The sequence below is a fragment of the Rhabdaerophilum sp. SD176 genome (assembly GCF_030143245.1).
GTDB lineage: Bacteria > Pseudomonadota > Alphaproteobacteria > Rhizobiales > Beijerinckiaceae > Rhabdaerophilum.
The window spans coordinates 137924-151374 of record NZ_JARJNS010000005.1 but is presented as its reverse complement, the minus strand read 5'-3'; the positions used below and the strand labels follow the sequence as shown (position 1 = coordinate 151374).

Annotated in this window: 14 protein-coding genes; 6 read left to right on the top strand and 8 right to left on the bottom strand. The window is 64.6% G+C overall.

From position 1 onward, the window contains the following. Nucleotides 1-36: 36 nt before the first annotated feature. From lptA to P0652_RS12990, 3 genes are all read right to left on the bottom strand, one after another. Nucleotides 37-642, bottom strand: a complete 606-nt coding sequence (lptA, locus tag P0652_RS13000) for a lipopolysaccharide transport periplasmic protein LptA (protein WP_284179260.1) — start codon at nucleotides 640-642, stop codon at nucleotides 37-39. Further along, nucleotides 642-1397: an LPS export ABC transporter periplasmic protein LptC gene (lptC, locus tag P0652_RS12995; protein ID WP_284179259.1), complete on the bottom strand. Its 756-nt coding sequence runs from the start codon at nucleotides 1395-1397 to the stop codon at nucleotides 642-644. Before lptC ends, lptA begins: the two co-directional genes overlap by 1 nt. 78 nt (nucleotides 1398-1475) lie before the next feature. Continuing rightward, on the bottom strand, nucleotides 1476-2090 hold the full coding sequence (locus tag P0652_RS12990) for a ribonuclease D (protein ID WP_284179258.1): 615 nt from the start codon (nucleotides 2088-2090) through the stop codon (nucleotides 1476-1478). Between the two features lie 188 nt (nucleotides 2091-2278). On the opposite strand from P0652_RS12990, the gene P0652_RS12985 reads away from it, so the two are divergent. Next, nucleotides 2279-3226: a ring-cleaving dioxygenase gene (locus tag P0652_RS12985; RefSeq protein WP_284179257.1), complete on the top strand. Its 948-nt coding sequence runs from the start codon at nucleotides 2279-2281 to the stop codon at nucleotides 3224-3226. Nucleotides 3227-3229: 3 nt separating this feature from the next. Here the strand turns inward: P0652_RS12985 and P0652_RS12980 are convergent, their stop codons facing one another. The 4 genes from P0652_RS12980 to pcaC are packed head-to-tail and all read right to left on the bottom strand — an operon-like array spanning nucleotide 3230 to nucleotide 6305. Further along, nucleotides 3230-4552: a lyase family protein gene (locus tag P0652_RS12980; protein WP_284179256.1), complete on the bottom strand. Its 1323-nt coding sequence runs from the start codon at nucleotides 4550-4552 to the stop codon at nucleotides 3230-3232. A 38-nt stretch (nucleotides 4553-4590) separates the two neighbouring features. Continuing rightward, nucleotides 4591-5157 carry a protocatechuate 3,4-dioxygenase subunit alpha gene (gene pcaG / locus P0652_RS12975; protein WP_284179255.1) on the bottom strand — a complete coding sequence of 189 codons (567 nt, stop codon included), beginning with the start codon at nucleotides 5155-5157 and terminating at the stop codon, nucleotides 4591-4593. Beyond that, nucleotides 5157-5885 (bottom strand): protocatechuate 3,4-dioxygenase subunit beta, encoded by a 729-nt coding sequence (pcaH, locus tag P0652_RS12970; RefSeq protein ID WP_284179254.1) that lies wholly within the window; start codon nucleotides 5883-5885, stop codon nucleotides 5157-5159. The genes pcaG and pcaH overlap by 1 nt, the downstream gene beginning before the upstream one ends. A 33-nt stretch (nucleotides 5886-5918) precedes the next feature. Beyond that, entirely contained in the window at nucleotides 5919-6305 is a 387-nt protein-coding gene (gene pcaC, locus P0652_RS12965; protein WP_284179253.1) for a 4-carboxymuconolactone decarboxylase, read from the bottom strand. Between the two features lie 175 nt (nucleotides 6306-6480). On the opposite strand from pcaC, the gene uraH reads away from it, so the two are divergent. The 5 genes from uraH to P0652_RS12940 all read left to right on the top strand — a co-directional run bounded on the left by uraH (nucleotide 6481) and on the right by P0652_RS12940 (nucleotide 11042). Further along, nucleotides 6481-6837 carry a hydroxyisourate hydrolase gene (uraH, locus tag P0652_RS12960; RefSeq protein ID WP_284179252.1) on the top strand — a complete coding sequence of 119 codons (357 nt, stop codon included), beginning with the start codon at nucleotides 6481-6483 and terminating at the stop codon, nucleotides 6835-6837. Between the two features lie 4 nt (nucleotides 6838-6841). Next, on the top strand, nucleotides 6842-8284 hold the full coding sequence (gene puuE, locus P0652_RS12955) for an allantoinase PuuE (RefSeq protein WP_284179251.1): 1443 nt from the start codon (nucleotides 6842-6844) through the stop codon (nucleotides 8282-8284). Nucleotides 8285-8286: 2 nt separating this feature from the next. After that, on the top strand, nucleotides 8287-9873 hold the full coding sequence (pgi, locus tag P0652_RS12950) for a glucose-6-phosphate isomerase (protein WP_284179250.1): 1587 nt from the start codon (nucleotides 8287-8289) through the stop codon (nucleotides 9871-9873). A gap of 15 nt (nucleotides 9874-9888) precedes the next feature. Beyond that, nucleotides 9889-10476 (top strand): cysteine hydrolase family protein, encoded by a 588-nt coding sequence (locus P0652_RS12945; RefSeq protein WP_284179249.1) that lies wholly within the window; start codon nucleotides 9889-9891, stop codon nucleotides 10474-10476. 374 nt (nucleotides 10477-10850) lie between these two features. Continuing rightward, the gene (locus P0652_RS12940) at nucleotides 10851-11042 is read left to right on the top strand and encodes a hypothetical protein (protein ID WP_284179248.1); all 192 of its coding nucleotides are present in this window, start codon (nucleotides 10851-10853) and stop codon (nucleotides 11040-11042) included. Nucleotides 11043-11100: 58 nt separating this feature from the next. Here the strand turns inward: P0652_RS12940 and pnp are convergent, their stop codons facing one another. After that, nucleotides 11101-13263 carry a polyribonucleotide nucleotidyltransferase gene (gene pnp / locus P0652_RS12935; RefSeq protein WP_284179247.1) on the bottom strand — a complete coding sequence of 721 codons (2163 nt, stop codon included), beginning with the start codon at nucleotides 13261-13263 and terminating at the stop codon, nucleotides 11101-11103. Nucleotides 13264-13451 lie beyond the last annotated feature (188 nt).

Here is a 13451-nt window from a genome sequence, read left to right as displayed (position 1 = left end):
TGCCGGTCTTCGAGGGGCCGTGGCAATGCCCCTGTCTCAGTTCGTCCGCGGGCCGCATTCGCCAGCGGCCTTCTTCTTGTCGTCGCTGCCGGGCGTGAAGACGCCCTGAACGCGTCCCTTTGCCCCGGCATCGACCGTTGCCCGCCCGGACTTGACGTCATAGACCGCGCGCTCGCCGCGCTGGACATTGTCGCAGTCGGAAATGATGACATTGCCGGTCAGGGTCACGGTTTCGGCCTGGGCGTCATAGGTCATGAACTTGCCGGTGGCGGCCTGCGTGCCCGAACTGACGCTGACCGGGCCTTCGAAATCGATCTTGCGGATCGAATTCTGGCCCGCCGGCGCCGACTGGCTGTTGCCGCCCGCACTTTTGTTGGTGATGTAATGGACAATCATCTGCGACGAGCGGACTGTGGTCTGCCCCTGCACGACCACGACATCGCCGGAATAGACCGCGCGGTTCTCCTTGTCGAAGACTTCAAGGCGATTGGAATCGATCTTGATCGGCTCCTTCGAGCTTGAGCCGAACCCGGCAAAGGGTGCGCCGGTGCCGCTCTTCGCCTTCTGCGCGAGGGCAGGGTTGGCGGCAGCGATGAAGATCACGGCTGCGCCGAGGGCCGCCTTGCGAAACATGTCGGTCATCATGGGTCCTTGCCGGGCGCGGGGGCGCCGGTCTCCTGCTTGTCCGGCCCGGACGAGGAACCGGGATTGACGAAGATGCTGCGGACGCGGCCCTCGAAGACAAGCTTGCGCCCGTTCTCGTGCACCTGCATGCGGTCGGCCGCGACATCACCCTGATTGGTTTTCACCTCGACCGGCTTGTCGGTGACGATCAGCCCCGAGCGGAAATCGATCTGCGCATCCTTGAGGCGCGCATCCATGCCCGTCTCGGTGCGGACCGAGACGCCGCCATCGACATCGAGCTTCTCGCCCTTGCTGTCATAGGTCCCGCGCGCGCCGGCGAGATCAGCCCAGCCCTCCTTGCCGGTCTGCATCCGGGCCTTGAGGCCGTCGAGCTCGACCATGTTCGGGGTCTTGATATCCTGCGTGGCGGTGGTGGCATTGAGCTCATAGGAACTGCCATCGCGCTTGAAGCCGGAGAGGCGCGGCTTTTCCATCACGATCTTGCGGCCCTGGATGCCAACCGTGTCGGTCGACACATCGGGGACGGCCAGAATGCCGGCCACCGTCCGGACCACCAGGAAAGCGATCGTCACGAAGGCCAAAACGGGGATCATCCGGCGCCAGAACCGGACATGCCGGGAATGGCGGGCTGCGGCGCGGAAGGCGGGGTGATCCTGCAGATGTGGCGGCAGATCAGCATCGACAGCCGGCGCGAGCCCGCGCCCGAACCGGCCCTGCTCCCGTCCCGTCGTCATGCCGCCTGTGATGGCCATGACCTGCTTCCGTCCTTCACATGGTGCCGTGGTCTGAGGATATGGGGAACAAACACGCCAATTTCTTGTCGATCGGCCTCAGCTATGCGCGAAAATATCCGTTTCCGGCCAGCCATCCAGATCCAGCTGGGACCGGGTCGGGAGAAAATCGAAGCAGGATTGCGCCAAAGCCGTGCGGTTCTCGCGCGCGAGCATCATGTCGAATTTCGCTTTGAGACCATGGAGATAAAGCACATCCGAAGCGGCATAGGCCAGCTGGGCATCGGTCAGCGTCTCGGCGGCCCAGTCGGACGATTGCTGCTGCTTGGACAATTCGACGCCGAGCAATTCGCGGGTGATGTCCTTCAGGCCATGCCGGTCGGTATAGGTGCGCGTCAGGCGCGAGGCAATCTTGGTGCAATAGACCGGCGAGGGCATCACGCCGAAGGTCAGGCGGAGCACCGCCAGATCGAAGCGCGCGAAATGGAACAGTTTTAGCGTCCGCGGGTCCGACAGCATCGCGACGAGGTTAGGCGCGGATTTCTGCCCCGGCGCGATCTGGATCACGTCGGCGGTGCCGTCACCGGTCGATAGCTGGACAACGCAGAGCCGGTCACGATGGGGCACGAGACCGAGGGTCTCGGTATCGATCGCCACGACGGCGCCGGAGGGGATAGGCTTGGCAAGGTCGCCGCGATGCACGCGAATGGTCATCTTTGATATTCCAGGGGGATGCAGGAAGGGAGATAACTGTCCTTAGTTGAAAATCCCTTCCTTGCCAAATTGCAGGGCCTCTGACCCGATCCCCAAAGTGAAATTGCATTGATGCAATGGCTTATCCAAGCGATCGGACTATATATGCGTTAACGCAATGAATGCGGGGTCACACCCAGGAGTTCCCGATGCAACTGCATGGCATCCATCACCTCACAGCCATCACGGCCGATGCCCGGGCCAATTACCGCTTCTATACCGAGATCCTCGGGCTGCGGCTGGTGAAGAAGACCGTCAACCAGGACGATGTCTCGGCCTATCACCTGTTCTATGCCGATGGCGAGGCGACGCCAGGCACCGACCTGACCTTCTTCGAATGGCCGGTCCCGCCCGAACGGCGTGGCACGCATTCGATCACGCGGACCGGTTTCCGTGTTTCGGGAGAGGCGAGCCTCGCCTATTGGCAGGCCCGGTTCGAGGCGCACCAGATCCGGCATGGCGCGGTCCATATGCTGGACGGGCGCGCCTCGCTCGATTTCGAGGATCACGAGGGCCAACGCTTCCGTCTCGTGGCGGATGGCGGGGCCGGCGAGGCTTTCCCGTGGTCGAGGAGCCCGGTCCCGGCCGAGCACCAGATCCGCGGTCTCGGTCCGATCGAGATCAGCGTGCCGGATATCACGCCGACCGAGCGCTTCCTGACGCTGCTCTACGAGATGCGGCGTGAGCGCAGCTACACGCGGCCGGACGGGGTCGAGGTCGTGGTCTTCGCGATGGGCGAAGGCGGGCCGGGTGCGGAATTCCATGTCGCGATCGAACCGGGCGCGCCGACCGCCCGGCAGGGCGCCGGCGGCGTGCATCACGTGGCCTTCCGGGCGCGCGACGAGCAGGAATATGCCTATTGGGTCGATCGCTACAAGCAGCTCGGCCTGCCTTCGTCCGGGCCGGTGGACCGGTTCTATTTCCGCTCGCTCTATGTGCGGGAGCCCAACGGCATCCTGATCGAGATCGCGACGGACGGGCCGGGCTTCGCCACGGATGAGCCGAAGGAGAGCATGGGTGAATCGCTCTCGCTGCCGCCCTTCCTCGAGAAAAGGCGCGCGGAAATCGAGCGCAACCTCAAGCCGATCAGCGCCTGAGGTTCAGGTATCAAGGCCGGCGAGGATCCTGTCGATCAGCATCCTCGCCGGCTCGAGCTGGTTCAACGGATCCCGCAGGGCCTCCCAGTCGACAGCGACCGGCGAGCGTTCTTCCAGGACCGCCAGCAACGGGCGGGTGTCCTGGGCCATCGCCTGGATCCCCTCCCGCACGATTGCAGCCGCCTGGTTCCTGTCGGAGGCTGCCGCCAGCGCGAAGGTCGCGGCTTCCGCCATCACAAGTTCGCGCGTGGCCGCCAGATTGGCCACCATGCGACCGGTATCGACGCGAAGCCGTGACACGGCCTCCCGCGCGAGGCGAAGGGCAGCACCGGTCGTCGCCATCAGGGGTGGCAGGGTCAGCCATTCAAGCGTCCAGGCAGCGCCATCGCGCTCGGTGGCGTGAAGGGCCGCCTGGGGCAGGCCCGACCCTTGCCCCGCCGCTGACCGGCCCAACGCCACAAGCACTTCGGCGATCACCGGATTCTGCTTCTGCGGCAGGGTGGAGGAGCCGCCTGCGCCTTCAAACCCGAGCTCGCCGGTTTCCGATTGCGCGAGGCTGACGAGATCGGCGCCGATCCGGCCGATCGAGGTGGCGATCAGCACCAGCAGCAGGCCGAATTCTACGAGCCGGTCGCGGCCGCCATGCCAGGGCTCCGCCCGGCCGAGGCCGAGATCATCGGCAAGGGCATCCATGATCTCCAGCCCGCGCGGCCCGAAAGCGGAGAGATTACCCGCGGCACCGCCGAGCTGGACCACCTGCAACCGGGGCCGGATCTCGTGCAGGCGCTGGCGGTGGCGCTGGAGCGGCTGCAGCCAGTTCGCCACACGGAGGCCGAACAGGGTCGGCGCCGCGATCTGGGTGCGCGTCCGGGCGAGGCAGGGCGTATCGCGATGGGCGCGGGCCAGTTCGGCCAACGCTGCGACAAGAGCCTCAAGGCGCGAATCGAAGAGGTCGATCACAGCGCGCAGCCGCAGCACCAGGGCAAGATCGGCAATGTCCTGCGAGGTCGCGCCCCAGTGGAGCCAGGGCGCGAGATCCGGGTCGATCTGCTTGCGCAGCGCCGCAACAAGGCCGGGCGCCACCACACCATCGCGCGCAGTGGCGGCGCGGAGATCGCCCGGATCGATCATCACCCGGTCGAGCGCGGTCTCCAGCGCGAGAGCCGCTTCGGCGGGAATCATCCCCGCCTTGCCCTGCACGCGGGCGAGCGCCTTTTCGGCCGTGATCATCGCGCCGATCTCGGCGGCATCGCTCAGCAGTGGCTGCAGCTCGGGATCGTCGAAGAGATCGCCATACAAAGCCGATTCAAGGGTGTGGATGGCCATCCGGATCCGTCCTCCGCCGGTCTGCTCGATCGAACCGGCTACATGTCGAAGAAGACGGTTTCATTCTCTCCCTGAAGGCGGATGTCAAAGCGATAGTGGCCGGGCCCTTGATTCGCAGCCACCAAAGTGGCGCGGCGGGCGGCCGAATCGACGCGCTGGAGCGCCGGATCGCTGGCGTGGAGCGCCGCATCCTCTGGGAAATACATGCGGGTATGGAGGTGGATATTGATCCCGCGGGCGAAGATCAGCAGGCTGCAATGCGGCGCCTGGTTCTGGCCGTTGCGCCAGGGCAGGGCCGGCGGGCGGATGGTCTCGAACCGGTAGAGGCCGGTCTCGTGATCGGCGCCGGCGCGGCCCCAGAGCCCCTTGGCTCCAAGCTCGCCACGGGCATTCGGCTGCCACAATTCGATCAAGGCATCCTTGACCGGATTGCCGAGCCCGTCATGGACAATGCCGTCGATGACGATCCGCTCACCCTCGGCGGCGATGACATTCAGCGCCTCATTATGCCGCATGGCCAGCCCGGCCTGAGCCGGCAGCAGGCCGATATGGACATAGGGGCCGGCGGTCTGGGACGGGGTTTCCTTGAGATAGTTGACCGGCATCACATGCCCTCCGGACGGTTCTCGAAGAAGGTCTGCTGGCGCCCGCGCAGGACGATGTCGAAACGGTAGACGAGGCAGTCGAAGGAGCGCATCTCGCCCATGTCGAGCTTTGCGACCAGTTGCTCGATGGCACGGTCATCGCGGATTGTCCGGACAATGGGACAAAGCGGAATCAGCGGATCACCCTCGAAATAGAGCTGGGTGATCAGCCTCTGCGCGAAGGCCTCGCCGAAAATCGAGACATGGATATGGGCCGGGCGCCAGTCCGAGCCGTGATTCGGCCAGGGATAGGGACCAGGCTTGATGGTGCGGAAGAAATAGCGGCCCTCGTCATCGCTCATGCAGCGGCCGCAGCCGCCGAAATTCGGATCGAGCGGGGCGAGATAGCGGTCATTCCGGTGGCGGTAGCGGCCGCCGGCATTGGCCTGCCAGACCTCGAGCAAGGTGCGCGGCACCGGCCGGCCTGTCTCGTCCATCACGCGGCCATGCACGATGATCCGCTCACCGATCGCCTCGCCCGGCGAACCGGTGGCGGCGGCGTAGTTGCGGATCAGGTCATTGTCGAGCTCGTGCAGCATATCGGCCTTGAAGACCGGGCCGGATTTTTCGGCGGGCCCCTGGTCCAGCGAGAGCAGGGCGCATTTCGGCGAGCGGAGCACCGAGGTCTTGTACCCGGGCGTGTAGGCCGGCGGGTGCCAGCTCCTGTCACGGCGCATGTAATCCGTCATGTCGCGTTTCCTGTCGTGTCTCTCCGGCCGGTCTCAGGCCGGCCTGGCTTCCGCCGCCATGGCGGCATAGGTCTGCTTGGCGATCTTGAAGGCCGTGTTGGCGGCGGGCACACCGGCATAAACCGCGACATGCATCAGCGCCTCGCGGATATCCTCCATCGTCGCGCCGGTATTCGCCGTGGCCCGCACATGCATCGCCACCTCATCGTGATGGCCGAGGGCAGCCAGCAGGGCGATGGTGATCATCGAGCGCTCGCGGCGCGTCAGATGATCGCCGGCCCAGACGGTACCCCAGGCGCCTTCGGTGATGAAATCCTGGAACGGGGCGTCAAACGGGGTCGTATTGGCATTCGCCCGGTCGACATGGGCATCACCCAGCACGCCCCGGCGGGTTTTCGTCCCGGTTTCTTTTCGGCTCATGGCACGTCTCCGATCGACGGGATCATGATCGGCCCGTTCCGGATTTGTAAATCCGGAAAACCGGTGCAGGCTCTGCCTGCCGCACGAAGTTCGCATAGCGGATCATCGATGCCCTCGCTTGCGATGCCTGATGGCGCTCTTTACCCTCTGGCCGGTTCATCAGGAGTGATTCACGATGGGGCGCCTTTCGACGCATGTCCTTGATACAGCGCATGGTTGCCCGGCGGCGGGAATGCGCATCGAGGTTCTGGAGGCGCGGCCCGGCGGCGGCTGGGAAAAAATCGCCGATCTCGTCACGAATGCCGATGGCCGCACGGACGCGCCTGTTCTTGCCGGCGGCGCCTTCCGGACGGGGTCATTCCAGCTCCGCTTCCATGTTGCCGCCTACTTCCGTGGGCGGGGCGTAACCCTGCCCGATCCGCCTTTCCTCGACATCGTGCCGCTGCATTTCGGCATGGCGGAGCCGGACGGGCATTATCACGTGCCGCTGCTCTGCTCGCCCTATGCCTATTCCACCTATCGCGGGAGCTGAGATCATGGCCGGCGAAGCGCCCTATCCGCGAGACCTGATCGGCTATGGCAGGCGCCCGCCGCATGCCCGATGGCCGGGCGGCGCGCGGGTCGCCGTCCAGTTCGTGATCAATTACGAGGAAGGCGGCGAGAACTGCATCCTTCATGGCGATGCCGCATCGGAAGCCTTCCTCTCCGAGATTGTCGGCGCGCAGCCCTGGCCGGGCCAGCGGCACATGAACATGGAATCGATCTACGAATATGGATCTCGATCCGGCTTCTGGCGGCTCTACCGGATGTTCACCGAGCGAGCCCTGCCGGTGACGGTCTTCGGGGTGGCCAGCGCCATGGCCCGACATCCGGAGGCGATACGCGCGATGGCGGAAGCCGGGTGGGAAATCGCCACCCACGGCCTCAAATGGATCGATTACCGCGATTTCACGCCCGAGGAGGAGGCCCACCACATCGCCGAGGCGGTGCGGATCCAACGGGAGATGACAGGCGAACGTCCGCTCGGCATGTATCAGGGGCGCACCTCCGCACAGACGCTCCGGCTGACCATGGCGGAGGGCGGGTTCCTCTATTCGGCCGACAGCTATGCCGACGAGCTGCCCTACTGGGTCAGCGGGCCGAATGGCCGGGGCGGCGAAGGGCCGTTCCTGATGGTGCCCTATACGCTCGATGCAAACGACATGCGCTTTGCCACGCCGCAGGGCTTCAACAGCGGCGACCAGTTCTTCAGCTACCTGAAGGACAGTTTCGACCTCCTCCATGCCGAGGGCGAGATTGTGCCGAAAATGATGTCGATCGGCCTGCATTGCCGGCTGGTCGGCCGGCCGGGCCGGGCCGCGGCCCTGGCGCGGTTTCTCGATTACATCCTGGATCATGATCGCGTCTGGGTGGCGACCCGGCTCGATATCGCACGGCACTGGGTGATGAGCCACCCGCCCGCCGGCGGCTGGCGGCCCTCCACGCTCTCCCGGCCGCTTTTCGTCGCGCGGTTCGGCGGTGTCTTCGAGCATTCACCCTGGGTGGCCGAGGCGGCTTTTGCCAACGGGCTTGATCCGCGCTGCGATACGCTGGACGGGCTGCACGCCGCCATGGTCCGGGCCATGCAGGCTGGCACCCGCGCGCAGCAGGACGCCCTGATCCGCGCGCATCCGGATCTTGCCGGGCGGCTCGCGCTTGCTGGGGAACTCACCCCGGAATCGACGCAGGAACAGGCCTCGGCCGGGCTCGACCGGCTCACGCCGGAAGAACTTTCCGCCTTCACGGCGCTGAATTCGGCCTATCTCGAGCGGTTCGGCTTCCCCTTCATCATGGCGGTGAAGGGCCAGAACAAGGCGTCGATCCGCGGCGCATTCGAAAAGCGGATCGGGCATGATCCAGGCACGGAATTTGCCACCGCGCTCGACGAGATCGGGAAAATCGCCCGTTTCCGCCTGTCCGACATCCTGGAAAGCCGCTGACCATGACCGATTCCCTTGCTGCCTGCTGGGCTGATCTCGACGCCCACAAGGCCCGCCTCGCGCAGGACCGGACAACCGACCTCTTCACCCGGGATTCAGAACGGTTCGTCCGTTTTGCTGCCGAGTTCGAGGACATGCTGCTCGACCTTTCGAAATGCCGGGTCGACGAGGCGGCGATGACGAGCCTTGTCGCGCTCGCCCATCATGCCGGGCTCGCCCAGGCGCGTCAGGCCATGTTCGCCGGCGAGCCGATCAACGCGACAGAAGGCCGGGCCGTCCTGCATATCGCCCTTCGGCAACATGAGGGAACGCGGCTGACGGGCGGCTCGGATGTGATGCCCGAGGTGCTGGCCACACGGCAGGCCTGCTTCCGTTTCGCGGAGGGTGTTCGGAATGGCACAATCGCCACCGTGACCGGCGCGCCTTTCACCGACATCGTCAATATCGGGATCGGCGGTTCCGATCTCGGCCCGGCCATGGCTGTCGAGGCCCTGCGCCCCTATCATGATGGGCCGCGGGTGCATTTTGTCTCGAATGTCGACGGCGCCCATCTCGCCGACACGTTGCGCGGGCTCGAGCCGGCGGGCACGCTCGTCATCGTGGCCTCGAAAACCTTCACCACGATCGAAACCATGACCAATGCCCGCTCGGCGCGGGAATGGATGGCCTCCGCCCTCGGCGAAGCGGCGATCGGCCAGCATTTCGCGGCCGTTTCGACCGCGCTCGACAAGGTTGCTGCCTTCGGCATCCCGCCCGAGCGGGCCTTCGGCTTCTGGGACTGGGTCGGCGGACGCTACTCGATCTGGTCCTCGATCGGGCTGCCATTGATGATCGCGATCGGTCCGGTGCGGTTCAGCGCCTTCCTCGCCGGCGCCGAGGCGATGGACCGGCATTTCGAAACGGCGCCGCTGCGCCACAACCTGCCGGCCCTGCTGGGGCTGATCGGGGTGTGGCATCGCCGCATCTGGGGCCATGCCAGCCGCGCCATCATTCCCTATGACCAGCGGCTGCACCGGTTCCCGGCCTATCTGCAGCAGCTTGACATGGAGTCGAACGGGAAATCCGTCCGCAAGGATGGCCATGCGGTGGATGGCGTCACGGGCCCGATCGTCTGGGGCGAGCCCGGAACGAATGGCCAGCACGCCTTCTTCCAATTGCTGCATCAGGGCACGGATGTCATCCCGGTCGAGTTCCTGCTTGCCGCCGAGGGGCACGAGCCAGCCTATGCCCATCACCACCAGTTACTGGTGGCCAATTGCCTCGCCCAGTCGCAGGCCCTGATGGTCGGGCGCAGCCTCGCAGAGGCGAAGGGCAACCCGCATCGCGTCTTCCCCGGGGACCGCCCCTCCGTCACCCTGCTCTACCGCAAGCTCGATCCCTACACATTGGGGAGGCTGATCGCACTTTACGAGCACCGGGTCTTTGTCGAGGCGACGATCTACGGGATCAATGCCTTCGACCAATGGGGCGTGGAGCTGGGCAAGGAACTGGCCACGCAACTGGCAGAACCGCTGGCCAGCGGCCGCAACCTCGGGTCGCTTGACGGCTCGACGGCGGGGCTGATAGCGAGGATCAGAGGGGATCACTAGAAGCAGGAGGCCGTATTGCTGGCGCTCTCTCCCCGGACTGTTCTTCTCCCCATTGATTTCCAGGAAGGCTTCTTCAGCCCGCGCATGCCACCCCTCGGGGGCAGCGCGTTCGAGCGGCAGGGACTCGCTCTCATTGCCGCCTGGCGCGCGAAAGGCTGGCCGATCCTCCATGTCCGGCATGATTCCGCCGAGCCGGGCTCGTGTTTCCGGCCCGGGGATCCCGGCAACACGCTCCGGCCCGGCTTCTCGCCGGCCGAGGGTGAGGCGCTGGTAACGAAATCGGTCAATTCGGCCTTCCTGAACACCGATCTTGACCTGCGCCTGAAGCGGCTTGGCGCGGATGCCGTCCTCGCCTTCGGCATCTCCACCGATATGTGCGTCTCGACGACGGTGCGGACAGGGAACAATCTCGGCTGGCGGATGATCGTGGCCGCCGATGCCTGCGCCGCTTTCGAACAGAAGGATCTCGACGGCACCATCCTGCCGGCGGCGGAGATCCATCGCTTCCATCTCGCCACCCTGCGCAACGAGTTCGCGACCGTGGCTGATTCGACGACAATCCTTGCAGCAATGGAAAGTCTACCGAGAACAAGCAGAGCCTAGAGTTGCGCAAAGATTCCGATTGACTCAAGGGATCTAGCGTATCCACAGGGCAGAGACAGGCGGATTCTTCTTGTTTCTCAATAGCTTCCGAAGAATCGCAGAATTGTCCCCACGATTCACAAGTTAGTCACCAGATGTTGCGACCATCATGTGGATACCCAACTAGATATTGACGGCCTTGAAACGGCACAGGTAACTTCCCGTTAACTTGGAAACGAAAGGGGCCGCCCAATGCGCCAACATTGGAACGGCCCGGGTCGTTTACCCCTAGGTTGCACCTAGCTGGGGAAGTCGTGTCTATCGACAACAGGAGTAAACGCTCCTGCAGACTCGGCGTCAAGTGGCTAGGTGAGCTCTCTCGAAGGAGGTGCCCAATGGCACACCAGACTCGCCGTTCGCCTGATTTCCATGACGCCATTCAGATCTGGCAGATGCTTCACCTCGGGATGTTCCAGCACGACATCGCTGCAAAATTCGGCTTCAATCAAGGTCGGATTTCGGAAGTGAAAACCGGGAAGCTGCATCCAACCGCACGCGAAGAAGCGATGCGGCGTTTGTCTCGCTAAACAAAAAGAGGGCCGCGCTTGCGGCGCGGCCCTGATTCATGGCTCTCCGGGAGAGCGCTTACTCGGCGGAGCCTTCGGCGGCACGGGCGGCATCGCGCTCGGCCTTCTGCTTGGCTTCGAGATCCTCGCCGGTTTCCTGATCGACGATCTTCATCGAGAGCTTGGTCTTGCCGCGCTCGTCAAAGCCGAGGAACTTCACCTTCACCTTGTCGCCTTCCTTGACGACATCGGTGGTCTTGGCGACCTTGCGCGGGGCGAGCTGGGAGATATGGACCAGCCCGTCGCGTGCGCCGAAGAAGTTCACGAAGGCGCCGAAATCGGTCGTCTTCACAACGGTGCCGTCATAGATCTGGCCGACTTCCGGATCCGAGGCGATCGACTTGATCCAGTTGATCGCGGCCTTGATCTTCTCGCCTTCCGACGAGGCGACCTTGATCGTGCCGTCATCCTGGATGTCGATCTTCGTGCCGGTTTTCTCGGTGATCTCGCGGATCACCTTGCCGCCGGAGCCGATCACTTCGCGGATCTTGTCCGGGTTGATCTTGATGGTCTCGATGCGCGGCGCATACTGGCCGAGCTGACCACGCGGCTGGGTGAGGGCTTCGGCCATCTTGCCCAGGATGTGCATACGCCCGCCCTTGGCCTGCGACAGCGCGACCTTCATGATCTCCTCGGTGATCCCGGCGATCTTGATGTCCATCTGCAGCGCGGTGATGCCATTCTCGGTGCCGGCCACTTTGAAGTCCATGTCGCCGAGATGGTCCTCGTCGCCCAGGATGTCCGAGAGCACAGCAAAACGCTCGCCCTCGAGGATGAGGCCCATGGCGATACCGGCCACCGGCGCCTTCAGCGGCACGCCGGCATCCATCATTGCGAGGCTCGAACCGCAGACGGTCGCCATCGATGAGGAGCCGTTCGACTCGGTGATCTCCGAGACAATACGCATCGTGTAGGGGAATTCGTGCTGGGCGGGCAGCATCGGGTGCAGCGCGCGCCAGGCGAGCTTGCCATGGCCGATTTCCCGGCGGCCGGGCGAGCCCATGCGACCGGTTTCACCGACCGAATAGGGCGGGAAGTTGTAATGGAGCAGGAAGCGCTCCTTGCGGGTACCTTCCAGCTCGTCGATGAACTGCTCGTCATCGCCGGTGCCGAGGGTCGCGACCACGAGGGCCTGCGTCTCGCCACGGGTGAAAAGCGCCGAGCCATGGGTGCGCGGCAGCATGCCGACTTCCGAGACGATCTGCCGGACATCCGTCAGGCCGCGGCCGTCAATGCGGCTCTTGGTGTCGAGGATGTTCCAGCGCACGATCTTGGCCTGGACTTCCTTGAACACGGTCTTGAGCTGTTCCTTGTCGAATTTCGCTTCGCCACCTTCCGGCGCGAGCACGGCAAAGACCTTCGCCTTGGCGGCATCGACCGCCTTGTAGCGGCCCTGCTTGTCGATGATCTTGTAGGCTTCCCGGAGATCCGCCTCGGCGACCTCGAGCACGGCCTTCTCGATATGCGAGAGGTCGGTCGGGGTGTAGTCGCGCGGTTCCTTGGCGGCCTTCTCGGCGAGGCTGATGATCGCGTCGATCACCGGCTGGAAGCCGGCATGGCCGAACATCACGGCGCCGAGCATCACTTCTTCCGAAAGTTGCTGGGCTTCCGACTCCACCATCAGGACGGCGTCGCCCGTGCCGGCCACGACGAGATCGAGGACGGTGTCCTTCATCTGGTCGAGCGTGGGGTTCAGAACGTATTCGCCGTTGATATAGCCGACGCGGGCGCCGCCGACCGGGCCCATGAAGGGGACACCCGAGAGGGTCAGCGCGGCCGAGGCGGCCACCATGGCCACCACATCCGGATCATTCTCGAGATCGTGGCTGAGCACCGTGACAACAACCTGCGTCTCGTTGCGGTAGCCTTCGACGAAGAGCGGGCGGATCGGGCGGTCGATCAGGCGGGAAACCAGCGTTTCCTTTTCCGAGGGGCGCCCTTCGCGCTTGAAATAGCCGCCGGGAATCCGGCCGGCCGCGAAGGCCTTTTCCTGATAGTTCACGGTGAGCGGGAAGAAGTCGATGCCCGGCTTCGGCTCCTTCGCCGAAACAACGGTGGCGAGAACGGTGGTCTCGCCATAGGTAGCGAGAACGGCGCCATCGGCCTGGCGAGCAATGCGGCCCGTCTCAAGCGTCAGGGTGCGGCCGCCCCACTGGATGGTCTTGCGTTGGATATCAAACATGATCTGTCCTGTTCAGGCGCACGCGACGAGCGGCGCCGGTCATGCACGTCGGTCCGGCCTTGAGGCCACGACGCGCGTGGTTTCGAGAGAGGTTGGGAAACCACCCGAATCCATGAGCAAGACGGCGGGACGCTTCCCTGGCCTTCGGGCCTGAAGCGTCCGGCGATCCTGCCATGGCCTTCGCCTGT